This is a genomic window from Pseudosulfitobacter pseudonitzschiae (assembly GCF_002222635.1).
In the GTDB taxonomy this organism is placed as follows: domain Bacteria; phylum Pseudomonadota; class Alphaproteobacteria; order Rhodobacterales; family Rhodobacteraceae; genus Pseudosulfitobacter; species Pseudosulfitobacter pseudonitzschiae_A.
The window spans coordinates 983,718-1,006,291 of record NZ_CP022415.1; the positions used below are offsets into that span (position 1 = coordinate 983,718).

Annotated in this window: 23 protein-coding genes; 12 read left to right on the top strand and 11 right to left on the bottom strand. The window is 59.9% G+C overall.

Annotation, left to right across the window (positions count from 1 at the left end; genetic code table 11):
* Window positions 1-27: 27 nt before the first annotated feature.
* The gene (locus SULPSESMR1_RS04715; RefSeq protein ID WP_089419778.1) at window positions 28-2,052 is read right to left on the bottom strand and encodes a PhoX family protein; all 2,025 of its coding nucleotides are present in this window, start codon (window positions 2,050-2,052) and stop codon (window positions 28-30) included.
* Window positions 2,053-2,309: 257 nt separating this feature from the next.
* Between SULPSESMR1_RS04715 and SULPSESMR1_RS04720 the strand changes: the two genes are divergently transcribed.
* The 6 genes from SULPSESMR1_RS04720 to SULPSESMR1_RS04745 all read left to right on the top strand — a co-directional run bounded on the left by SULPSESMR1_RS04720 (window position 2,310) and on the right by SULPSESMR1_RS04745 (window position 6,096).
* Window positions 2,310-2,951 carry an ATP-dependent Clp protease proteolytic subunit gene (locus SULPSESMR1_RS04720; RefSeq protein WP_089419779.1) on the top strand — a complete coding sequence of 214 codons (642 nt, stop codon included), beginning with the start codon at window positions 2,310-2,312 and terminating at the stop codon, window positions 2,949-2,951.
* Window positions 2,952-3,105: 154 nt separating this feature from the next.
* Window positions 3,106-4,371, top strand: coding sequence for an ATP-dependent Clp protease ATP-binding subunit ClpX (clpX, locus tag SULPSESMR1_RS04725; RefSeq protein WP_089419780.1), 1,266 nt, complete (start codon window positions 3,106-3,108; stop codon window positions 4,369-4,371).
* A 75-nt stretch (window positions 4,372-4,446) separates the two neighbouring features.
* Window positions 4,447-4,809, top strand: a complete 363-nt coding sequence (locus tag SULPSESMR1_RS04730) for a RidA family protein (protein ID WP_089419781.1) — start codon at window positions 4,447-4,449, stop codon at window positions 4,807-4,809.
* An 88-nt stretch (window positions 4,810-4,897) separates the two neighbouring features.
* Window positions 4,898-5,281, top strand: a complete 384-nt coding sequence (locus SULPSESMR1_RS04735; RefSeq protein ID WP_089422151.1) for an NADH:ubiquinone oxidoreductase subunit NDUFA12 — start codon at window positions 4,898-4,900, stop codon at window positions 5,279-5,281.
* Window positions 5,282-5,740, top strand: a complete 459-nt coding sequence (gene mlaD / locus SULPSESMR1_RS04740) for an outer membrane lipid asymmetry maintenance protein MlaD (RefSeq protein ID WP_089419782.1) — start codon at window positions 5,282-5,284, stop codon at window positions 5,738-5,740.
* Window positions 5,737-6,096, top strand: coding sequence for a DUF2155 domain-containing protein (locus tag SULPSESMR1_RS04745; RefSeq protein ID WP_240311261.1), 360 nt, complete (start codon window positions 5,737-5,739; stop codon window positions 6,094-6,096). Before mlaD ends, SULPSESMR1_RS04745 begins: the two co-directional genes overlap by 4 nt.
* Here the strand turns inward: SULPSESMR1_RS04745 and aat are convergent.
* From aat to accB, 3 genes are read right to left on the bottom strand one after another with little or no spacing between them, the layout of a single operon-like run.
* Window positions 6,060-6,692 carry a leucyl/phenylalanyl-tRNA--protein transferase gene (gene aat / locus SULPSESMR1_RS04750; RefSeq protein ID WP_089419783.1) on the bottom strand — a complete coding sequence of 211 codons (633 nt, stop codon included), beginning with the start codon at window positions 6,690-6,692 and terminating at the stop codon, window positions 6,060-6,062. The genes SULPSESMR1_RS04745 and aat overlap by 37 nt on opposite strands.
* The gene (accC, locus tag SULPSESMR1_RS04755; RefSeq protein WP_089419784.1) at window positions 6,692-8,044 is read right to left on the bottom strand and encodes an acetyl-CoA carboxylase biotin carboxylase subunit; all 1,353 of its coding nucleotides are present in this window, start codon (window positions 8,042-8,044) and stop codon (window positions 6,692-6,694) included. Before accC ends, aat begins: the two co-directional genes overlap by 1 nt.
* 10 nt (window positions 8,045-8,054) lie before the next feature.
* Window positions 8,055-8,549: an acetyl-CoA carboxylase biotin carboxyl carrier protein gene (accB, locus tag SULPSESMR1_RS04760; protein ID WP_089419785.1), complete on the bottom strand. Its 495-nt coding sequence runs from the start codon at window positions 8,547-8,549 to the stop codon at window positions 8,055-8,057.
* 157 nt (window positions 8,550-8,706) lie between these two features.
* Here accB and SULPSESMR1_RS04765 point away from each other — a divergent pair, with 157 nt between their 5' ends.
* Entirely contained in the window at window positions 8,707-10,170 is a 1,464-nt protein-coding gene (locus SULPSESMR1_RS04765) for a class I adenylate-forming enzyme family protein (protein ID WP_089419786.1), read from the top strand.
* Window positions 10,171-10,194: 24 nt separating this feature from the next.
* Here the strand turns inward: SULPSESMR1_RS04765 and SULPSESMR1_RS04770 are convergent, their stop codons facing one another.
* The 6 genes from SULPSESMR1_RS04770 to SULPSESMR1_RS04795 form a co-directional block, all read right to left on the bottom strand.
* Window positions 10,195-10,377: a hypothetical protein gene (locus SULPSESMR1_RS04770; RefSeq protein WP_089419787.1), complete on the bottom strand. Its 183-nt coding sequence runs from the start codon at window positions 10,375-10,377 to the stop codon at window positions 10,195-10,197.
* A gap of 156 nt (window positions 10,378-10,533) precedes the next feature.
* Window positions 10,534-11,289, bottom strand: coding sequence for an ABC transporter ATP-binding protein (locus SULPSESMR1_RS04775; RefSeq protein WP_089419788.1), 756 nt, complete (start codon window positions 11,287-11,289; stop codon window positions 10,534-10,536).
* Window positions 11,290-11,300: 11 nt separating this feature from the next.
* Entirely contained in the window at window positions 11,301-12,062 is a 762-nt protein-coding gene (locus SULPSESMR1_RS04780) for an ABC transporter ATP-binding protein (protein ID WP_089419789.1), read from the bottom strand.
* A 12-nt stretch (window positions 12,063-12,074) separates the two neighbouring features.
* Window positions 12,075-13,316 carry a branched-chain amino acid ABC transporter permease gene (locus SULPSESMR1_RS04785; protein WP_089419790.1) on the bottom strand — a complete coding sequence of 414 codons (1,242 nt, stop codon included), beginning with the start codon at window positions 13,314-13,316 and terminating at the stop codon, window positions 12,075-12,077.
* Window positions 13,317-13,319: 3 nt separating this feature from the next.
* Window positions 13,320-14,351: a branched-chain amino acid ABC transporter permease gene (locus tag SULPSESMR1_RS04790; protein WP_089419791.1), complete on the bottom strand. Its 1,032-nt coding sequence runs from the start codon at window positions 14,349-14,351 to the stop codon at window positions 13,320-13,322.
* Window positions 14,352-14,444: 93 nt separating this feature from the next.
* Window positions 14,445-15,809, bottom strand: coding sequence for a substrate-binding protein (locus tag SULPSESMR1_RS04795; RefSeq protein ID WP_089419792.1), 1,365 nt, complete (start codon window positions 15,807-15,809; stop codon window positions 14,445-14,447).
* Between the two features lie 246 nt (window positions 15,810-16,055).
* On the opposite strand from SULPSESMR1_RS04795, the gene SULPSESMR1_RS04800 reads away from it, so the two are divergent.
* From SULPSESMR1_RS04800 to SULPSESMR1_RS04820, 5 genes are all read left to right on the top strand, one after another.
* Window positions 16,056-17,348: a helix-turn-helix domain-containing protein gene (locus SULPSESMR1_RS04800; protein ID WP_089419793.1), complete on the top strand. Its 1,293-nt coding sequence runs from the start codon at window positions 16,056-16,058 to the stop codon at window positions 17,346-17,348.
* Window positions 17,349-17,465: 117 nt separating this feature from the next.
* Entirely contained in the window at window positions 17,466-17,834 is a 369-nt protein-coding gene (locus SULPSESMR1_RS04805; RefSeq protein ID WP_089419794.1) for a response regulator transcription factor, read from the top strand.
* A gap of 4 nt (window positions 17,835-17,838) precedes the next feature.
* Complete coding sequence (locus tag SULPSESMR1_RS04810; protein WP_089419795.1) at window positions 17,839-18,129, top strand: hypothetical protein; 291 nt, start codon at window positions 17,839-17,841, stop codon at window positions 18,127-18,129.
* Window positions 18,129-20,819 (top strand): sensor histidine kinase, encoded by a 2,691-nt coding sequence (locus tag SULPSESMR1_RS04815; protein ID WP_089419796.1) that lies wholly within the window; start codon window positions 18,129-18,131, stop codon window positions 20,817-20,819. The genes SULPSESMR1_RS04810 and SULPSESMR1_RS04815 overlap by 1 nt, the downstream gene beginning before the upstream one ends.
* A 100-nt stretch (window positions 20,820-20,919) precedes the next feature.
* Entirely contained in the window at window positions 20,920-22,068 is a 1,149-nt protein-coding gene (locus tag SULPSESMR1_RS04820) for a FliM/FliN family flagellar motor switch protein (RefSeq protein WP_089419797.1), read from the top strand.
* Between the two features lie 75 nt (window positions 22,069-22,143).
* Here SULPSESMR1_RS04820 and SULPSESMR1_RS04825 read toward each other — a convergent pair whose 3' ends face one another.
* Window positions 22,144-22,569: a TIGR01244 family sulfur transferase gene (locus SULPSESMR1_RS04825; RefSeq protein WP_089419798.1), complete on the bottom strand. Its 426-nt coding sequence runs from the start codon at window positions 22,567-22,569 to the stop codon at window positions 22,144-22,146.
* Window positions 22,570-22,574 lie beyond the last annotated feature (5 nt).

The following is a 22,574-nucleotide window of genomic DNA, read 5'->3' on the forward strand; positions in this document are numbered from 1 at the left end:
TGCTGAAAAAGACTGGTTATAAATCAGTCAGGTGGCGATTTTACCGCCGCCTTTTTTGGTAACCACCAGCACCGAGGGGCGCGGCGGCATGGTCGGGCTGAAATCGGGCCAGCGGGTGGCCGGGTCTTCAAAAGTCGAGTTCCGCTCGAAGCCCGGATAGTTCTTGGTGCCATCGGTGCCGGGGTGCTGGACGGCCAGAAACAGCGTGTCCATTTGCTCGGTGAAATAGGGTCCGCACAGTTCGCCGCCGACGGGGCAACGAAAGAACAGTTTGGACGTGCCGCGCGCTTCGCCTTCGGTTTCCAGCGCATACAGCCCGTCGGACTTGCCGGTTTTCGCCCAGCCCGAGCCTTGGTCGGTCGAGATCCACAGACGGCCATCTGCGTCGATGGCGGCGTTGTCGGGCGAGCCGAACCAGCCGTTCTCCGAGGTGTCGGGGTTCCACTGTGCGCCCACTTCGGTCACTGTGGGATCGCCGCATTTGACCAGAATAGACCACGTGCCTTTGGTGGCTGAATGCTGGCCGCCGTCTTCCTTGATCTCGATGATGTGGCCAAAGCTGCTGTCGGCGCGCGGGTTGGCGGCGTCGGTCTGGTCGGGTTTGCGTTTGGTGTTGTTGGTCAGCATGATGTAGGCGGTACCGTCGCCGCGCGGTTGCGCGTCTTCGGGGCGGTCCATCGGCGTGGCACCCACCGCATCGGCGGCAAGGCGGGTGTCGATCAACACGTCGGCCTGGCTGGCAAAACCGTTTTCCGCCGTCAGCGGGCCGGTGCCATAGACCAGCGGCAGCCATGTCACGGTGCCGTCTTCGTCAAAGCGCGCAACGTAGAGCGTGCCATCGGTCAACAGAGAGGAGCCGAAGGTTTCATCACCTGTCACAGTGCCGTTCGAGACATATTTGTATTGATAATCAAAGCGGTTGTCGTCGCCGGAATAGATCACCAGTTTACCATCTGCCGACACGCAGGTTTCCGCACCCTCGTGGCGGAAGCGGCCCAGAGCGGTGTGTTTGATCGGGGTCGCATCGGGGTTGCGCGGGTCAACTTCGACAATCCAGCCCCAGCGGTTCGGCTCTTGCGGTTCGAGGTCGATGTTCCAATGGTCGTGGAATTTGCCCCACGCGTACCAGCGGCCAGGCACGCCATAGCGTTTCATCTGCTTGGGTTCGGGATGGGCCGAAATGTCGGGGTTGCCGTCTGCGTCCAGCTTGTCGGACCAGAAGTAGCCGTGGAAGTTTTCCTCGGCCATCAGGTAGGTGCCCCAAGGGGTTATACCGCCAGCGCAGTTGTTGACGGTGCCCATCACGGTCATCCCTGCGGGATCGGCATTGGTTTGCATCCGCGGATGACCGGCGGCAGGACCGGCCAAGGTCATTTGCGTGTTCAGCGGCGTGATGCGGCGGTTGTACGGGCTGTCACGAACCAGTTCCCATTTACCATCCGCGTTGCGGGCGATCTCGACCACAGTGCCGCCGTGGGCGGCCATTTCGATGTCGATCAATTCGGCTGTCATGCCTGCAAAATCAACTGCGTCCTGACGGCCAAGGCCGGGAAACATGACTTCTTCGTTGGTGTATTCATGGTTGATGCAAAGCAGCCCGCGATCGGGATTGCCGTCCAGCGGGGTAAAGCCGACATAGTCATTGTTGTAGCCGAATTGCTGCAACTGGGCGGCGGCGGTCTGGTTCATCACGTCGAACTCGGGCGCTTCGGCGGTGATCGGGTCACCCCAGCGCAGCAATATGTCCGCGTCATAGCCTTCGGCGATGTGGTGGGTGGTGTCGTTGCCCCATGACAGTTCGTCAAAAGCATAGCGCGAGGTGGTGGTGGCGTGGGCGGGCGGCGTCGCGATCATGGCGGCGGTGCCAAACAGGGCTGTGGTCGCGGTCACACCCAATGTGCCGCGCAGGATATCGCGGCGCGAATAGCGCGCAGCGATCACGTCGCCGATGGTGCGGCCGAGGTTGGGGTTGGTGGGGATGTCGTCGAAGGCCTCGTAGGCTTCTGCTTTGTTACCGATGTCGGGGGCGTTGATGATGCTGCGGCGATTCATTTGGGTGTGTCCTCACAGGGGCATGGCGAAGTGCCCACCGGATGCCGCAAAAGTGTGACGACGACGTGACGACAGGACGCACTGGATGGAATTTCGGGGAGCGTATCCGAATTTTTCAGGGGACCGTGGTGCCGTAGCGGGGTGGATTGGTGCAGGTTTCGGCCGGTCGCGGGGTTGCAGGTCGGAAATGGCGATACTAAGACTCAGGTAACACCTTTGCAGGTATGGTCCGGCAGAGGCTGACGAGGCAGGAACCCATGCACGATCCCATCGACACATATATGAACACACTGGTCCCAATGGTTGTGGAGCAGACAAGCCGCGGCGAACGCGCCTATGATATTTTCTCGCGTCTGCTGAAAGAGCGGATCATTTTCCTTTCCGGTCCGGTGCATGACGGCATGTCATCGCTGATCGTGGCACAGTTGCTGCACCTCGAGGCGGAAAATCCCAGCAAGGAAATCAGCATGTATATCAACAGCCCCGGCGGCGTTGTGACATCTGGTTTGTCGATCTACGACACGATGCAATACATCAAACCCAAGGTCAGCACGCTGGTCATCGGGCAGGCGGCTTCGATGGGATCGTTGTTGTTGACGGCGGGCGCAGAAGGTATGCGTTTCTCGCTGCCCAACAGCCGTGTGATGGTGCACCAGCCCTCTGGTGGTTATCAGGGTCAGGCAACCGACATCATGATTCACGCGCAGGAAACGCAAAAGCTGAAAACGCGCCTGAACGAGATTTATGTGCGTCACACCGGCCAGACTTTGGAAAAAGTCGAAGCAGCGCTGGAGCGTGATAATTTCATGTCGCCCGACGAGGCCAAGGACTGGGGCCTGATCGACGAGATCGTCGAGAACCGCAGCAAGGCCGAAGAGGCCAAAGACGACGCCAAGTAAAGGGCGCAATGTCCGTGTGACGTCATTGGGCGATCGGGCATTTTGACATTGTGGACGGTCTGGGGCTGGCCTAAACTGGCCCCGACATCCGCGAAACAGGCTGCTGCGGCATCGGGCGTGGCAGTGATAAACGGCAAAACCTGAAAGGGTGGACATGGCGAACAATTCAGGCGGCGACAGCAAAAATACGCTTTATTGCAGTTTTTGCGGCAAAAGCCAGCACGAGGTCCGCAAGCTGATTGCAGGGCCCACGGTGTTCATCTGTGATGAATGCGTCGAGCTGTGCATGGACATCATCCGCGAAGAGACCAAGGCCAGCGGGCTGAAGTCGACCGACGGTGTGCCGACGCCCAAGGACATCTGCGGCGTGCTCGACGATTATGTGATCGGTCAGGCGATGGCCAAGCGTGTGCTTTCGGTGGCCGTGCACAACCACTATAAACGGTTGAACCACGCCCAAAAGGGCGGGGATATCGAACTTTCGAAATCGAACATCCTGCTGATCGGCCCCACCGGCTGCGGCAAGACGCTGCTTGCGCAAACGCTGGCGCGAATTCTGGATGTGCCGTTCACGATGGCAGATGCCACCACGCTGACCGAAGCCGGTTATGTGGGCGAGGATGTCGAGAACATCATCCTCAAGCTGTTGCAATCCAGCGAATACAACGTTGAACGTGCGCAACGCGGCATCGTCTATATCGACGAAGTCGACAAGATCACCCGCAAGTCGGAAAACCCGTCGATCACCCGCGATGTCTCGGGCGAGGGCGTGCAGCAGGCGCTGTTGAAGCTAATGGAGGGCACAGTGGCATCTGTGCCACCGCAGGGCGGGCGCAAGCATCCGCAGCAGGAATTCCTGCAAGTGGATACCACGAACATCCTGTTCATCTGCGGCGGGGCTTTTGCGGGTCTTGACCGGATCATCGCAGCGCGCGGCAAAGGGTCGGCTATGGGCTTTGGTGCCGATGTGCGCGACAATGACGAACGCGGCGTGGGCGAGATATTTACCGATCTCGAGCCCGAGGATCTGTTGAAATTCGGTTTGATTCCTGAATTTGTCGGACGTCTGCCGGTTCTGGCAACGCTTGAAGATCTGGATGAAGATGCGCTGGTCACGATCCTGACCCAGCCCAAGAACGCGCTGGTCAAACAATATCAGCGTCTGTTCGAGCTGGAAGATACGGCGCTGACCTTTACCGATGATGCGCTGACCGCGATTGCAAAACGCGCGATCCAACGCAAAACCGGTGCGCGGGGCCTGCGGTCGATTCTGGAAGATATTCTTCTGGACACCATGTTCGAACTGCCCGGCCTGGACAGCGTAACCGAAGTGGTTGTCAACGAAGAGGCGGTCAATTCTGACGCCGCCCCGCTGATGATCCACGCCGATGCGGAAAAAACACCTGCTACAGCGGGCTAAGGCGGCTGCCTTGGATAATGTGACAAAGGCGGTGCGCAAGCGCCGCCTTTTTCGTGGCAACAGTGGAAATACGACATGACAATCAAACGGATACACTCAGGCGGCGCATTCGAGGCCAAGATTGGCTATTGCCGCGCCGTGGTTGCGGGCGGCTTTGTCCATGTGGCGGGCACCGTGGGGCAGGGCGACACCGTCGAGGCGCAATGTGCCGATGCTCTGGCGATCATTGGCAAGGTGCTGACCGAGGCAGGCAGCGGATTCGAAAACGCAGTGCGCGTGACCTATATGCTGCCCAACGCGGCCGATTTCGAAGCCTGTTGGCCCAAGCTGCAAGAGACATTTGGCGCCAACCCGCCCGTTGCCACGATGATCGAATGTGGTCTGATCGACCCCAAATACCTGATCGAGATCGAAGTGACGGCGCTGGCGGGCGCGTAACCGCCCGAATAGCCGTCCGTGCGCACCTGTCCACTGGACCTTGGGCGCGGTATGCGGCATAGACATGACAAAGCTTTCGGAGGCCGAAATGGGTATTCTCAAATCAATGTTGCGCGCGGTGACGTGGTGGAACGGGCAAACCCTGAACACCCAACTGTTCACATGGCGCAAGGGCAACAAAGTGGGCGAAGATGCCGAGGGCAATATTTTCTACCGCAATGCCGACGACAGTAAACGCTGGGTGATCTTCAACGGCGAGGCGGAAGCAACGCGCGTTGATCCCAACTGGCACGGCTGGCTGCACCACACATGGGACGAGCCGCCCACGGACAAGCCGTTGGTTCATAAGCCGTGGGAAAAACCGCATCAGGAAAACCTGACCGGCACCCCGTCGGCCTATGCGCCTGCGGGTTCGATCCGCCGCGTGCAGCCTGCGGACCGCACCGATTACGAGGCGTGGAGCCCCGAGTAAATGTCTGAAAACACAACAGAAGTTTTGGTGGGCGGTGTTGTGCTGGCTGCTGCTGTGGCCTTTGGCATCTATGCGGCACAAGTGGCAGGTCTGAAAACAGGCGGTGACAGCTACCCGTTGCAAGCCAGCTTTCGCAGCCTTGAGGGTGTAAGCGTCGGCACCGATGTGCGGTTGGCGGGCGTCAAGGTGGGCACCGTGTCTGGTGTTTCGCTGAACCCTGAAACTTTTCGCGCAGATACCACTGTGGCGGTGTCCAAATCTATCGAAATTCCTGACGACAGCGCCATCGTGATCAGCTCCGAAGGGTTGCTGGGCGGCAATTTTGTCGAGATATTCCCCGGTGGATCGCCCTTTTACTTCGAGCCGGGCGATGTGATCGCCGACACCCAAGGGGCCGTGTCCCTGATTTCACTGTTGTTGAAATTCGTCAGCGGCGGCAGTGAAGAGGCGGCACAGTGAAACGCCTTTTGATGGCTTTGGGGCTGATGGCCCTTGCGGTGCCTGTGGCCGCGCAAGAAACCGCAACTGCGGACGGCGCGGTTTTGCGTGGGTTGGACACGTTCAACGGCCACGTCACCGATATGGAAATTGCTGCAGGCCAAAGCTTTAAGTTCGGACATCTGAACATCGTGCTGCGCGAATGCCGCTATCCTGCGGGCAACCCTGCGGGCGATGCATTTGCTTCGATTGAAGTTAGTCAGCAGGGCCGTGAAGGGGTGATTTTTTCCGGCTGGATGATCGCCTCGTCTCCGGCGCTAAGTGCTATGGAACACCCGCGCTACGACGTTTGGGTGCTGCGCTGCACCACCTCCTGAAGGGTGGCGGGGGGCAGCGTGGTAAAGCTGGCCTTGCCGTTTAACGCACGCTCCAACATCTTGTGATAGGCCGCGCGTGACACTTCGATACCACCCAGCGATGCCAGATGGTCGGTCAGAAACTGCGTGTCGAACAGGGTAAAACCGCAACGTCGCAGATGATCAACACAGGCCCCCAGTGCCATTTTGGATGCATTTGTGCGCCGTGAAAACATGCTTTCGCCAAAGAACGCAGTGCCCAAGGTCACCCCGTAAACTCCGCCTACCAGTTCCCGCCCTTCGTGAATCTCGAAGGAATGAGCGTGTCCCAGATTGTGCAGGGCATTGTAAAGGCTGCGAATCTCGGCATTGATCCAGGTTTCGGCGCGGTCGGCACAGGCTTCGACGGTGCCGTCGAAGTCTGCGTTGATCGCCACCCGCCAAGTACTGCGCCGCATGGCGCGGGCAAGGCTGCGGGACATGTGGAACCCGTCCAGCGGCATGACCCCGCGCCTGCGCGGATCGACCCAGAAAATTTCCGGATCGTCGCGGTGTTCTGCCATCGGGAAAATCCCGATGCTGTAGCCGTGCAGCAGAATCTCTGGCGTGAGATCCATTATGCAGGCTGCAGATGCGTCTCCAGCCAGTGTTCCAGCCAGTGAATGTTGTAGTTGCCCGAATGGATGTCAGGCTCTTGCAGCAGCGCATCAAACAGCGGGATGGTGGTGTCCACCCCGTCCACGATCAGTTCGCCCAAGGCACGGTGCAGACGCGCCAGTGCTTCGGGCCGGTCACGACCATGAACGATCAGCTTGCCGATCAGGCTGTCGTAATAGGGCGGGATCGAATAGCCGTCATAGAGGGCTGAATCCATCCGAACGCCCAGACCGCCAGGCGCATGATATTGCGTGATCCGGCCGGGGCAGGGCGCAAAATTGGGCAAACGCTCGGCGTTGATGCGGACTTCGATAGCGTGGCCGTTGATCTTCAGATCGTCCTGCGTGAACGACATCGGCAGGCCAGCGGCCACACGGATTTGTTCACGCACCAGATCGACGCCGAAAACCCCTTCGGTTACAGGGTGCTCCACCTGAAGACGGGTGTTCATTTCGATAAAATAGAACTCGCCGTTTTCATACAGAAATTCGATCGTGCCCGCACCGATATAGTTGATGTTGGCGCAGGCGTCGGCGCAGATTTTGCCAATGCGGTCGCGTTCTTCTTGGGTGATCGTGGGGCCGGGTGCCTCTTCGAACACTTTCTGGTGACGCCGTTGCAGCGAACAGTCCCGCTCGCCCAGATGCACCGCGTTGCCCTTGCCGTCGCCAAAGACCTGAATTTCGATGTGGCGCGGCGTGGTTAGATATTTCTCGATATAGACTTCGTCGTTGCCGAAGTTCGATTTGCCCTCGGCGCGGGCGGTCATAAACGCCTTTTCCATCTCGGCGGCGGATTGGGCGACTTTCATGCCCTTGCCCCCACCACCGGCCGTTGCCTTGATGATGACGGGATAGCCCATTTCGACGCCAATACGCTTGGCGTCTTCCAGCGTGTCCACGCCGCCATCGGATCCGGGCACACAGGGCACGCCCAGCTTTTTCATCGTATCCTTGGCAGTGATCTTGTCGCCCATGACTCGGATGTGGTCGGCGGTCGGGCCGATAAAGGTCAGGTCATGATCCTGAATAATCTGCACAAAGCTGGCATTTTCGGACAGGAAACCATAGCCGGGGTGAATCGCCTCGGCTCCAGTGATTTCGCAGGCTGCGATGATCGATGGGATCGACAGATAGGACTGTGCGGATGCGGGCGGGCCGATGCAGACGCTTTCGTCTGCCATGCGCACGTGCATTGCATCACTATCGGCGGTCGAATGGACCGCAACACTGCCGATTCCCATTTCGCGGGCCGCGCGGATGACGCGCAGGGCAATCTCTCCACGGTTGGCAATCAGGATTTTATTAAACATTGTCAGATCCTTATTCCAGGATCACAAGCGGAGCGCCAAATTCGACCGCCGCGCCATCATCCACAAGGATACGCTTGACGGTGCCAGCACGCGGGGCTGGAATGTGGTTCATGGTTTTCATCGCTTCGACGATCAGCAGCGTGTCGCCTTCGGTAACGGTGGTCCCGACCGAGATGAACGAGGGCGCACCGGGCTCGGCTTGCATGTAAACGGTGCCAACCATCGGCGAGGTCACTGCACCGGGATGGTCTGCGGGGTCTTCGTTTGCAGCGGGTGCCGCAACGGCGGCGGCGGAAGGGGCAGCAGCGGCAGGGGCTGCGGAAGTCTGGGCCGGGGCGGGGGCATAGCCGGCCACGGGCGGGTGTTCGCGTGTGACGCGCACGTTCAGACTGTCATCTTCGGCATAGTCGCGTTTGACCTGAAGCTCTGTCAGATCGTTTTCGCGCAGCAGCTCGGCCAGCGCCTTGATAAAGGCCACGTCGTCGTCGTGTTTGTTCTTTGTCATTGTCGTCCTCGACCTCTTGTCAGGGGCGTTGAACGCCCCCTGTTCTGGGGTCAGGTTATAGGCCAGAAGTGCTGCATTGGAAAGCATGGCTTTGGCAGATTGAAGCAGGTGCCTGCCCAAGCCATAATGCGGGCAATAGGCGTGCGGGGGGCAGGGGATGAATCTGGCAACATGGCTTGAGCGGTCGGCGGCAGCAGACCCGCGTGCGCAGGCGTTGTATCTGGGCACCGAAGCGGTGGCCGATTATGGCACATTCGATCGGCTGGCGCGCGAACTGGCAGGTTGGTTGGGCGCACAGGGTGTGGTGCCCGGTGACCGGGTGGCCATATTCATGGCGAATGTGCCCGATTTCCTTGTGGTTATGTGGGGCTGTTGGTACGCGGGCGTTTGTGTTGTGCCGGTTAACGCCAAGCTGCACGGGCGCGAGGCGGCATTCATTCTGGAGGATTCCGGCGCAAAGGTGGTTTTTGCCACGACAGCGCAGGCGGGCGCTTTGCGCGCCGCCAAGGTGACTGTCCGAATTGTCGAGGATCTGCCCCAAGCCACACCGGTCATCCGCCCTGTGGACCGCGCTGAATTTGATCTGGCGTGGCTGTTTTACACCTCGGGTACCACGGGCAAACCCAAGGGGGTTATGCTGTCGCATGGCAATCTGATGGCCATGGCGCTCAGCTTCTTTGCCGATGTGGATCAGGTTAAAGGCAGCGATGCAGCACTTTATGCGGCACCAATGAGCCACGGTGCGGGTTTGTATAACCTGATGCACGTGCGCGTGGGCGCGCGCCATGTCTGCCCCGCTTCTGGTGGCTTTGATCCGGCGGAAATCCTTGACCTGGCAGCATATTTTGGCGACGTTCATATGTTCGCAGCGCCCACGATGGTCTCCCGTTTGACGTCCTATGCGACTGCATCTGCCCGGTCCGGCCAAGGATTGCGCACGGTGGTTTACGCGGGTGGGCCGATGTATTTGGCTGATATTCTGGCCGCGCGCGCCGCTTTGGGGGATGTGTTCGTGCAGATATATGGGCAGGGCGAATGTCCGATGGCGATCACGGCCCTGTCACGGGCGGATGTGGCGGGCGATGATATGGCGCGGGTGGCCTCGGTGGGGCGGGCGCAGTCTTGCGTCGAAGTGGGGATTTGCGACAGCCACGGGGCGTTTCTGCCCGCTGGCCAACCGGGCGAGATTATGGTGCGTGGCGCGCCCGTTATGCTGGGCTATTGGAACAATCCGCGCGCCACGGCAGACGCCCTGCGTAACGGCTGGCTGATGACCGGCGACATCGGAATGCTGGACGCCCACGGCTATCTGACGCTTCAGGACCGATCAAAGGATGTGATTATTTCAGGTGGAAGCAACATCTATCCGCGCGAAGTTGAAGAAGTGCTGCAAAGCCATCCTGATGTGCGCGAAGTGTCGGTTGTCGGGCGGCCACATGCGGATTGGGGCGAGGAGGTCGTGGCCTTTGTGGTTGGCACAGCCACCAAAGCCGAACTGGACGCGCTTTGCCGCGACCGCATCGCGCGGTTCAAGGCACCCAAAGTCTATGTCCACGTCGATGCCCTGCCCAAGAACAACTACGGCAAGGTGTTGAAGACGGAATTGCGGGCGCTGCTCTGACACACAGCCCGCAATTCCAATGGCTTAGGCCGTGATCAACGCATCGTCCGGCGCCACAAAGTTGTCACCGGTCAACGCACCGTCGCCACCGTGGCCGTTCAACACGTCGTGGCCGTGCACCTTCGAGGCAAAGACGGTTGGGTTATTGAAGTTGCTGGCGTTCGTGCCATCCTGCACAGCGCTGTAAAAATCGTTGTCATCGCCCATGCGCACTTCCCCACCGATGGGGTGCCATAGTTGTCTATAGACCGCTGCTGCCACCCAAGGTCATGTCGGCTTGGATCAGGCGTGCGTTGTTCTGATAGTGTTCACCCAAAACCGGCCAACTTGGCCGGTTTCAGTTTATAGTTGTATAAGGCAAGGTTAGATCGCCAGATACTCTTCGCGCAGTTCCTTGTTTTCGAGAACTTCGGCGGCGGTGCCGTCAAAAACGATGCCCCCAGTGTCAAGAATCACTGCGCGATCCGCCAGTTCGAGCGCGCGCACAGCGTTCTGTTCGACGATCACTGTGGTGATGCCCTGATCCTTGATAATGCGCAGTGTCTTTTCGATCTCGTCGACGATGACGGGGGCCAGCCCCTCATAGGGTTCGTCCAGCAACAGCACTTTGATGTCGCGGGCCAGCGCGCGGGCTATCGCCAGCATCTGTTGTTCACCGCCCGACAGGGTCACGCCCTCTTGCATACGCCGCTCGCCCAGACGCGGGAACAGGTCATAAAGCCGCTGGATCGACCAGCCTACAGGGGGCGCGATCTGGGCCAACTTCAGGTTTTCCTCGACCGTCAGGCCAGGAATGATCCGCCGGTCTTCGGGGACCAGACCAAGACCGGCTTGTGATGCTTCATGGCTGGACATATTGTGCAGTGGCTTGTGATCCAGCCAGATTTCGCCCTTGCGCAGCTCGGGGTCCCCGATGCGCGCGATTGACCGCAGGGTGGATGTCTTGCCCGCCCCGTTGCGGCCCAGAAGGGCCAGAATTTCGCCCTCGTGGACGTTAAAGCTGACGCCTTGAACGATATAGCTTTCGCCGTAATACGCGTGCATGTCCCAGACCGAAAGAAAGGCGGGGGCGGTCGCCGCGTGGTTGGCGTTCTTCGAGAAGTCGGGTTTGGTGTTCATTCTGCCCGTCCTTATGCTGCTTGGGTTTCGCCAAGGTAGGCTTCGCGCACCTTGGGATGACCCTTGATTTTGTCGGGTGTGTCTTCGACCAGCGGTGTGCCCTGTGCCAGAACCGTGATCCGTTCGGCCAGCGAAAACACCACATGCATGTCGTGCTCGATGATCGCGATTGTAATGTCGCGCTCATCCTTGATCTGCTTAAGCAGGTCGATGGTGTTGTTGGTGTCGGCCCGCGCCATGCCAGCGGTGGGTTCGTCCAACAGCAGCAGACGGGGTTCTTGCGACAGGCACATGCCGATCTCCAGCCGCCGTTTGTCACCGCGCGACAGCGATGCGGAATGCATATGTCGTTTGTCTGACATATTCATCTCTTCCAGCATATGTTCGGCCCGTTCCACGATGTCGCGGTCGTCCAACATGTTGGTCAGCGCGTTCAGCCCAAATGATCCGTCCCGCTTGGCAAAGCAGGGGATCATCATGTTTTCCATCACCGTCAGATCGCCAAATATTTCCGGTGTCTGGAACACGCGGCTGATGCCCATCTGGTTGATTTCATAGGGTTTGCGCCCCAATACCGACTGGCCGTCGAACAGCACCGATCCGGTGTCGGGGATCAGTTTGCCGACCAGACAGTTTAGCAGCGTCGACTTCCCAGCTCCGTTGGGCCCGATGATCGCGTGCACACTGTTTTCCGCAATGCTCAGATTTACGTCCCCCAGCGCCTGCAACCCGCCAAAGCGCTTGCCGACATTCTTAACTTCGAGAATACCCATCGTCTCTCTCTCCTATTCGGCTGCGGGGTTGCGCCGTTTGGCGGCGTCCGCCTCGGCTTCGGCTGTGTTGCGTTTGGGGCGGCCAAAGATCATGCGGCCCAGACGTTTGCCGCCTTCGACCAGACCACCGGGCAGGAAGATGATGACGATCATGAACAGCAGGCCCAGCGTCAGATGCCAGCCCTTGCCAACGAAGGGGTGGATGATAGTGACAAGAAAATCTTCCACACCGTCAGGCAGAAAACCCAGCCATTGATGCAGCACGCCGTCGTTGATCTTGCTCAGGATGTTTTTGAAATACTCGTTAAAGCCTGCGCCAAGGATCGGCCCGATCAGGGTGCCGACACCGCCCAGAATGGCCATGATCACGATCTCGCCCGAGGCGGTCCAGTGCATCCGCTCGGCGCCCGCAAGCGGGTCCATCGAGGACAGCAATCCGCCCGCCAGTCCGGCATAGATGCCCGAGATGACAAAGGCGGCCAATGTGTACGGCTTGGTGTTCAGGCCGGTATAGTTCATCCGTTGCTGGTTGGATTTCACCGCCCGCAGCATCATGCCAAAGGGCGAGCGGAAGATGCGGATCGAGATATAGAACGAGATCAGCATGATGATACCGCACAGGTAGTAACCCGCATTAAAGGTAAACAGCCAGTCACCAAGACGCAGCTCGAAGCTGTCGCGCATAGCGATGCCAAAGAAGTTGGTCACCGGCAGCGATCCGTCGACAGTTGTCGATTGCCCCAGCACGCGCGGATCGGTCAGCAGCAGTTGCAGGCCGGTTTCACCGTTGGTCAGATTGAAGTTCGACGCCGGGTTGCCCAGCACCGAATAGGCAAGGTTGTATGACATCTGCGCAAAAGCCAGCGTCAGGATCGAGAAATAGATGCCCGAGCGTCGCAGGCTGACATAGCCGATGGCCAGCGCAAAGATGCCAGCCACAACCATCGACAGCAGGATGCCGGGGATCACGTTCATGCCCAGCAGTTTGAACATCCAGACGGCCGAGTATGATCCGACACCCAAGAAGGCCGCGTGACCAAAGCTGAGATAGCCGGTCAGGCCGAACAGGATATTGAAACCGATCACCAGAATACCGAAGATCACGAACCGTTGCATCAGGTCGGGATAGCCTGCGTTGAACATCTGCGCGAGGCTGGACCCTTGGGGGAAGGGGTTCAGAATGAAGGGGGCCAGCGCCACCATCACCAGAACCACCATGAACAGGTTAAAGTCTTTTTTGGTCAGTCCGAGCATGTCTTATTCCTCCATCACGCCTTTGCGGCCCATCAGGCCACGGGGACGGGTCAGAATGATAATGATAGCCACCACATAGATGATGATCTGGTCGATACCGGGGAAGATCGCCTTGATCTCGTTCATGGAGGCAAAGGCTTCGAGAATCCCCAGCAAAAAGCCTGCCAGCACCGCACCGGGCAAAGAGCCCATGCCGCCGACGACGACCACAACAAAGCTGAGCACCAGAAAATCCATGCCCATGTGATAGTTGGGCGAGTTGATGGGCGCATACATCACACCTGCCAGCCCTGCCACAGCGGCGGCGATGCCGAACATGATGGTAAAGCGGCGGTCGATGTTGATGCCCAGCAGGCCCACGGTTTCACGGTCGGCCATGCCTGCGCGCACCACCATGCCGAAGGTAGTGAATTGCAGGAATGCAAAAACCGCCCCGATGATCACGGCGGCAAAGGCAAAGTAAACCATGCGCCAGTAGGGATAGATGATCGCATTGGGATCAAAACCGATCAGCACGCCGAAATCGAATGATCCGCGGAACACTTCGGGCGCGCCGGTAGGGATCGGGTTGGCACCGTAGAACGCCTTGATGACCTCTTGCAACACGATTGCCAGGCCGAACGTTACAAGGATCTGGTCGGCGTGGGGGCGTTTGTAAAAATGTTTGATCAGGCCGCGTTCCATGATGAAACCGATGGCAATCATGATCGGAATGGCAAACAGGATCGCCAGCGGCACCGACCAGTCGATCAGGGCAGCCCCCATTTCGGGGCCGAACCAGCTTTCGACATAGGGCGTGCTGATTTTTGCGGGATTGCCCAGAAAATCGGTTTTCGTCGGATCCTCGACGACGGTCGACAGGGTCAGGATGCGCTGCACAGTGACAGCACAAAAGGCGCCGATCATGAACAGGGCACCGTGGGCAAAGTTGACCACACCCAGCGTACCAAAGATCAGGGTCAGGCCAAGGGCGATCAACGCATAAGCGGAGCCTTTGTCCAAACCGTTGAGAAATTGAAGGATTATCTGATCCATCGTCCCACTCGTTTTAATTTTCAGGAAAGCTGCGTGTGCAGGCGGCAGGGGGATGCGGGGCAGGCAGTTGCCCGCCCCGCACGTAGAACGGCTTTAGGCGCCGGGGTTGCACGAACCCAGTGCACCGCCCGAGAACATCGGGTGATCGTCGGGGTAGGTGACCTGTTCGGTCGGCGTGACTTCGACGATTTCCACGAGATCGTATTCGTTCTCGGGATTCTCTTTGCCGCGCACAACAACGACGTCCTTAAAGCACTGGTGATCGCCGGCACGGTACAGGGTCGGGCCGTTGCCCAGACCGTCGAATTCAAAGCCTTCAAGGGCTTCGACGACGGCACAAGGGTTGAACGAACCGGCACGTGTGACTGCGTCGGCATACAGCAGCGTTTGCGCATAGCAGGTCTGAGCGGCCTGGCTGGGCGGGAAGCCGTATTTTTCACCAAAGGATTTGACGAAAGCGTTGGTGCCCGTATAGCGGTCGCCTTTTTCGTTTTCGAGTTTCCAGTCCCAGTTTTGCGAACCAACGATGCCGGCAATGTTTTTGCCCGCACCTTTTGCCATCAGTTCGGAGTAGAGCGGCACAACGATTTCAAAGTTCTTGCCATTGGCTTGCTTTTCACGCAGGCCGAACTGCACGGCGTTGGTCAGCGAGTTGACCATGTTCCCGCCGTAGTGGTTCAGAACCAGAACATCGGCACCCGAGTTCAGAACCGGCGCAATATAAGACGAGAAGTCGGTCGAGGCCAGCGGCGTGCGGACCTTCTCGACGGTTTCCCAACCCAAAGCTTCGGTCGCGGCTGCGATCGATTCTTCTTGCGTCCAGCCCCATGTATAGTCGGCGGTCAGGTGGTATGCGCGGCGGTCCGAACCATACAGTTGCTCAAGCACGGGTGCGAGGGCGGCGGCGGACATATACGCGTTAAAAAAGTGGCGGAAACCGTTGGCTTTTTTGTCTTTGCCGGTGGTGTCGTTCGAGTGGGTCAGACCCGCCATGAAGATCACGCCAGCTTCTTGACACAGACCTTGCACAGCCACAGCCACGCCCGAGGAAGACCCGCCCGAAATCATGACGGCGCCGTCTTTTTCGATCATCGACTTGGCCGATGCGCGCGCCGCGTCCGATTTGGTTTGCGTGTCGCCGGTGACGAATGCGACTTTTTTGCCCAAGATACCTGTGCCGTCCAGAACTTTGGACGAGAAGGTGCTCAGCATACCGCCGTCGCCCTGGCCGTTCAGGTGTTCGACCGCCAGTTCAAAGGCGCGCAACTCGTCGGCGCCTTCATCGGCGTAGGGGCCGGATTGGGGTACGTTAAAGCCCAGCGTGACCGTGTCGCCGGTCGGTGCATTGGTAAAGCCCGCGTGGCTGGCCGCACTCAGATACGTCGGCAGCGCAAGGCCCGCACCGGCAATGGTGCCGGTTTTGAGCACGCCACGGCGTGTGAAGTTCGAATTGGACATGAAATCCTCCCAGTTGTTGAAAAGCGTCTGCCGACTCCTCCGTCCGCACAAACGCATGCACCACGCCTGTTGGTGCATAGTGCAAATATGTTATCGCCTGCTTTTGGAAAATTGCGCAATAACCCCCTTGAAATTCACAACTATTTTGTAAACAAATGAACAGAACGCAGGCTGTAATTGTAAAGTTTCTTATGTCGCGCCGCAGAAAGCCATTGATAAGGCGCAACAAAGCGATAGGGGCTGAAAATGATCAAGGACTCGTTAACCGGCAGCCGTATCCGTGAACGTCGGGTGATTGCGGGGCTTAAGCAGGCAGATCTGGCGCGACAGATCGGAATCTCGGCCAGCTATCTCAATCTGATCGAACACAACCGGCGCAGAATCGGCGGGAAATTGCTGTTGAACATCGCCCATGTGCTGGGAGTCGAACCCTCGGCGCTGACCGAAGGGGCCGAGGCCGCATTGATTGCGTCGCTGCGCGAGGCGGCCAATGATGTGGGTCTGGGCGTGGCCGAGGTAGAACGGGTCGAGGAATTTGCAGGCCGCTTTCCCGGCTGGGCCGAGGTGCTGGCAGGCGCCCATCGCCGCGTGTTGTCGCTGGAACGCACGGTCGAAACACTCAGCGACCGTCTGACCCACGATCCGCAACTGGCCACTTCGATGCACGAAGTTCTCTCCACTGCCGCTGCCATCCGGTCCACGGCGTCCATTCTGGCCGATGACAGCAGCATCTCGCCTGACTGGCAGGCACGGTTTCACACCAACATTGATCAGGACAGCCGCCGTCTGGCCGACAGTGCCAAGGCATTGGTTACCTATCTGGATGCCAACCCCGAAGAAACGGCCCATGCTTCACCTCAGGAAGAGGTGGATGCGTTTCTGGATGCGCATGATTACGGCTTTGACGGGCTGGAGGCAGGCACCCAATCCGTTGCGGAGGTTCTGGCGCAGGCACCGCAGCTGGTTTCGGTTGCGGCGCAGCATCTGGCGCGGCAGGTTCTGATCCAGATCGAGGCCGACGCCCGCGCTGTCAGCCGTGATGCGCTGGCCGCTGCAGTGGGGCGCACAGGGATCGACCCTGTGGCTCTGGCCCAAGAGTTCGGCGTATCGGTCGCCCGCGTCCTGCGCCGTCTGGCGGCCCAACCCGGCACGCCGCGCGGGCTGGTGGTTTGCGACCGCGCGGGCAGTCTGGTGTTTCGTCGCCCCGTCGAGCGCTTCTCGATTCCGCGTTTCGGGGCGTGTTGTCCGCTTTGGCCACTGTTTCAGGTGTTGACGCATCCCGGTCAGGTGCTGCGCGAGCGTGTCCAGCAACTGGGCCGCAACGTGGCGACGTTCGACTGTTTTGCCGTGGCCGAGCCGATGGGGCCTGCACAATACAACGCCCCGCCACTGGTCCATGCGACCATGCTGATCCTGCCGGTCAGCGCCCCCGATCAGGGGCAAACCAGCGGCCGCCCCGTCGGATCAACCTGCCGTGTCTGCCCGCGCACGCCCTGTGCTGGCCGCCGCGAGCCGTCGATTCTGAGCGCAGGCTTTTGACAGGCACAGCTTTTCGCTTAATAGTCTGCGATCAAGAGGAGATCCGCGCGCAGAAATGCCGCGCGGGGACGTCGTACAAAGTTGCGGCGGGGACCGTTCGGGGAGGAATGGACACCAATGGACAAGCATGTGCTGCTGGTCGAAGACGAAGTGAATATCATCGAGGCCATGAGTTTTTTGCTGAAACGCGAAGGATGGAAGGTGGGCACCCATTCGGATGGGGCCACTGCTGTGTCGGCAATCCGCGACGCGCGGCCCGATCTGGTGGTGCTGGATTACATGCTGCCGGGCAAAAGTGGGATCGAGATTTTGACCGAATTGCGCGCCCTGCCTGATTTCGCGGGGCTTCCGGTGCTGATGCTGACCGCACGCGGCCAGTCGCGCGACCGCGAAGAGGCCGAGCGGGCGGGGGTCAACCGGTTCATGACCAAACCGTTTTCCAACACCGAAGTGCTGAACGCGGTGCGCGATCTGGTGCGGGTCTAGCCCCGTGGCGCGCGGCCCGTCCTCTCCGGTATTTCTGGAACGGCGCAGCTATCGCCGCCGCCGGATGCAGGACGCGCAGCGGTTGTTGCCGGTCTTGGGCATGGTGCTGTGGATGGTGCCGGTTCTGTGGCCTTCGGGGGACGAGACGGGGCATGTCAGCATGTCGGCGGCGATCTGCTATGTGTTTGGCGTGTGGTGCGTGCTGATCGGTCTCAGCTTTGTTTTGTGGAGCGGGGTGCAGCATGGCGCGGACGACGCGACAGACACGGCATCAGATCCGGCGGGTGATCCTTGATGGCGTCGCTTAACCTGCTGGTCGGCGTCTGTCTGGTCTATGTGGCATTTCTGTTCGCCGTGGCCTTTGCTGCCGAACGTGCCGCCGTGCGCGGGCGCAGCGGCTGGTTGCGCACGCCGCTGGTCTATACGCTGTCGCTGTCGATCTATTGCACGGCATGGACGTTCTACGGCGCGGTCGGCTATGCGGCACGTTCGGGGATGGAATACGTCACCATCTATCTTGGCCCGTCTCTGGTGATGATCGGCTGGTGGTGGGTGCTGCGCAAACTGGTGCGCATCGGACGCAGCCAGCGGGTCACTTCGGTGGCTGATCTGATCTCGGCCAGATATGGCAAGTCGAACACACTGGCGATCGTGGTGACGATCATGGCGGTGGTCGGGGTAACGCCCTATATTGCGCTTCAATTGCAATCGGTCACGCTGGCCTTGTCGACCTTTTCCGGGCCGCCGGATGTGAACGGAAATTCGGGGCTGAACACGCTGTCTGCAGGGTTCTGGGTGGCCGCAGGTCTGGCCGTTTTCACCGTCCTGTTCGGCACCCGCAATCTGAACGCCAATGAACGCCACGATGGTGTGGTCATCGCCATCGCCGTCGAGGCGGTGGTAAAACTGGTGGCGTTGATGGCCGTGGGAATCTTTGTGGTGTGGGGCGTCGCGGGTGGTATTGGCCCGATGATGGCCCGCATCGACGCCAGCGCGCTTGGCACATGGGAACTGGACCGCAGCCGCTGGGCCGCGCTGACCGTGCTGTCGGCGGCGGCGTTCCTGTGCCTGCCGCGCATGTTTCAGGTGCTGGTGGTCGAAAACGACGACGAACGCCATGTGCAGATCGCAAGCTGGGCCTTTCCCGTCTACCTGATGCTGATGAGCCTGTTTGTGGTGCCCATTGCCGTGGTCGGGTTGAACCTGTTGCCTGCGGGATCAAACCCCGACCTGTTCGTGGTCAGCGTGCCGCTGGCCCAAGGCCAGACCGGTCTTGCGGTGTTGTCCTTCCTCGGCGGGTTTTCCTCGGCCACGTCGATGGTGATCGTGGCGACACTGGCGCTGTCGACGATGGTGTCGAACCATGTGGTCATGCCGATCTATCTCAGTCTGAAACCGGGCGGGGCCAGCATGTCGGGTGATGTGCGCAGCGTGATCTTGCTGGCGCGGCGGTTATCGATCCTGCTGATCATTGCGCTGGGCTATCTCTATTATGTGCTGTCGGGCGGCAGTGGCGCGCTGGCGGCCATCGGGTTGATCTCCTTTGCTGGCGTGGCGCAGTTCCTGCCCGCGATGCTGGGCGGCATCTTCTGGCGCGGGGCCACGCGGGTGGGCGCGCTGTCTGGGTTGTGTCTGGGGTTTGCCATCTGGGTCTATGCCTCGCTGCTGCCCAGCTTTGGTCAGGACGCGGTGCTGCCTGCGTCGTTCTTCGAGGTCGGACCCTGGGGCATCGGTTGGCTGCGGCCCTATGCGTTCTTCGGGATCGAAGGCATGGACCCGACCGTTCATGCGGTGTTCTGGTCGCTGCTGTTGAACACAGGCTGCTTTGTTGTCGCCTCGTTGGTGAGCTTCCCGAAGCCGCTGGAGCGGCTGCAGGGTGCGCAATTTGTCAACGTGTTCGACCATTCGGGGCAGGCGCGCGGCTGGCACGCGTCCGTGGCCGCCTCGGAAGACCTGATGATCATGGCGCAGCGTATTCTGGGTGCAACCGAGGCGCAGGCGCTGTTTCGCGCCGCCGCGCTTGCGCAGGGGATGACCGGCCACCTGCCTGAACCGAACCCTGCGTTTCTGGAACGTCTCGAACGTGAACTTTCCGCTTCGGTTGGCACTGCGACGGCCCATGCGATGGTCAGCCAGATGGTTGGTGCGGCTTCGGTTTCGGTCGAGGATCTGTTGGCGGTGGCCGACGAATCGGCCCAGATGCTGGAGTATTCCAGCCAGCTTGAAGCCAAATCAAACGAGTTGAGCCGCACCGCCGGCCAGCTGCGCGAAGCCAATGAAAAGCTGACGCAACTTTCTGTGCAAAAAGATGCCTTTCTGGGTCAGATCAGCCACGAATTGCGTACACCAATGACTTCGATCCGTGCGTTTTCGGAAATTTTGCGCGATGCCGACGGGCTGAGTGTGGCGGAAAAGACCAAATACGCCTCGATCATTCACGTCGAGGCGATCCGTCTGACCCGTCTGCTGGATGATCTGCTGGACCTCAGCGTGCTGGAAAATGGTCAGGTTAGCCTGAACACCGCGACGGGGCGGCTGGATGCAGTGCTGGACCATGCGGTGATCACGGCGCAAGCCAGCGGCGACGGGCAGTTGCGGATTTTCCGCCATCCGGCTGCGGCAGACACGTCGCTGACCACAGATTTGGACCGCTTGGGGCAGGTGTTCATCAACCTGATCACCAACGCCCAGAAATATTGCCGCGCCGACGCGCCGCTGCTCGAGATTTCGGTGCGGGCCGATGCAGACGCGCTGGCGGTTGAATTCCGCGATAACGGCACGCCCATTCCCGATTCAGCCCGCACGCTGATCTTTGAAAAATTCGCCCGCGTGGCCGAAGGAGACGGGTCCGGCGCGGGGCTGGGGCTGGCCATCTGCCGCGAGATCATGGCGCGTCTGGGTGGCGATATTTCCCATGTGCCACAAGCCTCTGGCAACCTTTTTGTGGTGCAGATGCCGCGCAACGCGGCGCTGGCAGCGCAATAGGCGCGCGCCCGACGCTTGGGGTGAAACCCGCGCGTCTAAAGCGGTTGGTAACCATTAATGCGCTAGGACCAATGCAATCCATCCGCAGGGCAGGGGTGCCATGAGCGCAAGTGATCCAAATTTATCCGTGTTGCACCGCAAGACGGTGGCGGGGCAGCAGCAACATCAGGCGCGGTCTGTCACCGTCGCCAAGGCGATGCGTCTGTCCGTGGCCAAGGTGGCGCTGGATGTCTTTGACATGGCGATGCAGGCGATTGGTCTGGTGGTCGAAGAACGCAGCCAAGAGGACTGCGTCGAGATGATGGCCGACGATGCGCTTTTGGTTCTGCTGGACGGGCCGCAAGGGCGCGTCGGCGCTGCGATGATTGATGCGGGACTGGTGGGCGGGCTGATCCAGCAACAGACTATGGGTCGTGTAACGCCCGAACCGGGCAGTGCCCGCCCGATGACCGACACCGACGCCGCCATGTGCGCGCCGATGCTGGACGCGCTGTTCGCCAAAGCCGCCCAAGCGGTCGAGGATGAGGGTGACAAGCTGCTGTTGCGCGGCTTTACCTTTGGTGCGCGCGCGGACGAGCCCCGCCTTGTCGCGATGGCGCTGGAAGAGCGGGATTACCGCGTGATCCGTCTGACACTGGATATGGCCAAGGGCGCGCGGCAGGGCGATCTGGTGCTGTTTGTTCCGTCGGTGCCGGTGCCCGATCCAGATGGTGACGGTCTGGACGAGGCCGAACATACCGGTGCTGCCGACAGCGGGCCACGCAATCTGACCGATGTCGTGATGCATCTTGAGGCGGAATTGATGGTGCAACTGTGCCATGTGCGTATGAACCTGTCCGATCTGACGCGGCTTTCGGCCGGCGATACGCTGTTGCTGCCGCCGGGCACGTTCCCGAAAACCCGCATCATTGCACAATCCGGAAAATGTCTGGGTACGGGGACTTTGGGGCAGGTCGACGGGCAGCGTGCGCTCAAGATCGACCGCGAACCGTCCCATGCCAAACAACCGCAGCGCCGAGAGTCGGACCAACCTGATGTCGAGATGCCCCAAGTGGCGCCGATTGACATGGGGCTGTCCGGAGATCCGGATTCGCCCGCCTCCATACCGCCTGAACTGCCGATGGCGGCACTTCCCGATTTTGATGACCTGCAATTGCCGGAACTGGACGACTTGCCCGATCTGAACAGCTTGCCGGACCTTGATAAGTTGCCCGATCTGGCGGCCCTGCCGGATTTGAAATCGGCCTAGCGCGCAAAAAAAAGTGCCTGTATCAGGACAGGCGCTGTGCCACGCCCTTCACAGTAACAGAAAATCCGGACGGTTTCAGGCTCCAGCCATCGCCGACAAGGTGGGCCGCAGCCCTTCCAGATCATAGCCACCCTTGCGGGCCGTCTCGAGGATGTCATCCACGCTTTGTGTTCCGGCCTGACCCAGCGCCCAGATCACTGTGCAGCGGGTGCCGGACGCGCAATAGGCCAGAACCTTGCCCGGTGCATCGGCGACAAAACCCATTTGCGCGGCGACGTTGTCGGGCGTCATGGTCTGGTGCGTCAGCGGCAGAATCTTGAACTCCAGCCCCGACTCTTTGGCCGCTTGGGCCATCACGTCGGCGTGATGGCTGGGTGGGATTTCCCCGTCGGGCCGGTTGCAGATCACGCAGGTGAAACCGGCCTCGGCGATTGCGGGCAGGTCTGCCGGATCAATCTGGGGCGACACGAAGTAGTCGGGGGTGATTTGACGAATATCCATAGCGT

What these genes read in the sequence shown, in the direction of transcription:
- SULPSESMR1_RS04715 (WP_089419778.1), bottom strand. Translation starts at nt 2,052, where the DNA reads ATGAATCGCCGCAGCATCATCAACGCCCCCGACATCGGTAACAAAGCA.
- SULPSESMR1_RS04720 (WP_089419779.1), top strand. Translation starts at nt 2,310, where the DNA reads ATGCACGATCCCATCGACACATATATGAACACACTGGTCCCAATGGTT.
- clpX (WP_089419780.1), top strand. Translation starts at nt 3,106, where the DNA reads ATGGCGAACAATTCAGGCGGCGACAGCAAAAATACGCTTTATTGCAGT.
- SULPSESMR1_RS04730 (WP_089419781.1), top strand. Translation starts at nt 4,447, where the DNA reads ATGACAATCAAACGGATACACTCAGGCGGCGCATTCGAGGCCAAGATT.
- SULPSESMR1_RS04735 (WP_089422151.1), top strand. Translation starts at nt 4,898, where the DNA reads ATGGGTATTCTCAAATCAATGTTGCGCGCGGTGACGTGGTGGAACGGG.
- mlaD (WP_089419782.1), top strand. Translation starts at nt 5,282, where the DNA reads ATGTCTGAAAACACAACAGAAGTTTTGGTGGGCGGTGTTGTGCTGGCT.
- aat (WP_089419783.1), bottom strand. Translation starts at nt 6,692, where the DNA reads ATGGATCTCACGCCAGAGATTCTGCTGCACGGCTACAGCATCGGGATT.
- accC (WP_089419784.1), bottom strand. Translation starts at nt 8,044, where the DNA reads ATGTTTAATAAAATCCTGATTGCCAACCGTGGAGAGATTGCCCTGCGC.
- accB (WP_089419785.1), bottom strand. Translation starts at nt 8,549, where the DNA reads ATGACAAAGAACAAACACGACGACGACGTGGCCTTTATCAAGGCGCTG.
- SULPSESMR1_RS04765 (WP_089419786.1), top strand. Translation starts at nt 8,707, where the DNA reads ATGAATCTGGCAACATGGCTTGAGCGGTCGGCGGCAGCAGACCCGCGT.
- SULPSESMR1_RS04770 (WP_089419787.1), bottom strand. Translation starts at nt 10,377, where the DNA reads ATGGGCGATGACAACGATTTTTACAGCGCTGTGCAGGATGGCACGAAC.
- SULPSESMR1_RS04775 (WP_089419788.1), bottom strand. Translation starts at nt 11,289, where the DNA reads ATGAACACCAAACCCGACTTCTCGAAGAACGCCAACCACGCGGCGACC.
- SULPSESMR1_RS04780 (WP_089419789.1), bottom strand. Translation starts at nt 12,062, where the DNA reads ATGGGTATTCTCGAAGTTAAGAATGTCGGCAAGCGCTTTGGCGGGTTG.
- SULPSESMR1_RS04785 (WP_089419790.1), bottom strand. Translation starts at nt 13,316, where the DNA reads ATGCTCGGACTGACCAAAAAAGACTTTAACCTGTTCATGGTGGTTCTG.
- SULPSESMR1_RS04790 (WP_089419791.1), bottom strand. Translation starts at nt 14,351, where the DNA reads ATGGATCAGATAATCCTTCAATTTCTCAACGGTTTGGACAAAGGCTCC.
- SULPSESMR1_RS04795 (WP_089419792.1), bottom strand. Translation starts at nt 15,809, where the DNA reads ATGTCCAATTCGAACTTCACACGCCGTGGCGTGCTCAAAACCGGCACC.
- SULPSESMR1_RS04800 (WP_089419793.1), top strand. Translation starts at nt 16,056, where the DNA reads ATGATCAAGGACTCGTTAACCGGCAGCCGTATCCGTGAACGTCGGGTG.
- SULPSESMR1_RS04805 (WP_089419794.1), top strand. Translation starts at nt 17,466, where the DNA reads ATGGACAAGCATGTGCTGCTGGTCGAAGACGAAGTGAATATCATCGAG.
- SULPSESMR1_RS04815 (WP_089419796.1), top strand. Translation starts at nt 18,129, where the DNA reads ATGGCGTCGCTTAACCTGCTGGTCGGCGTCTGTCTGGTCTATGTGGCA.
- SULPSESMR1_RS04820 (WP_089419797.1), top strand. Translation starts at nt 20,920, where the DNA reads ATGAGCGCAAGTGATCCAAATTTATCCGTGTTGCACCGCAAGACGGTG.
- SULPSESMR1_RS04825 (WP_089419798.1), bottom strand. Translation starts at nt 22,569, where the DNA reads ATGGATATTCGTCAAATCACCCCCGACTACTTCGTGTCGCCCCAGATT.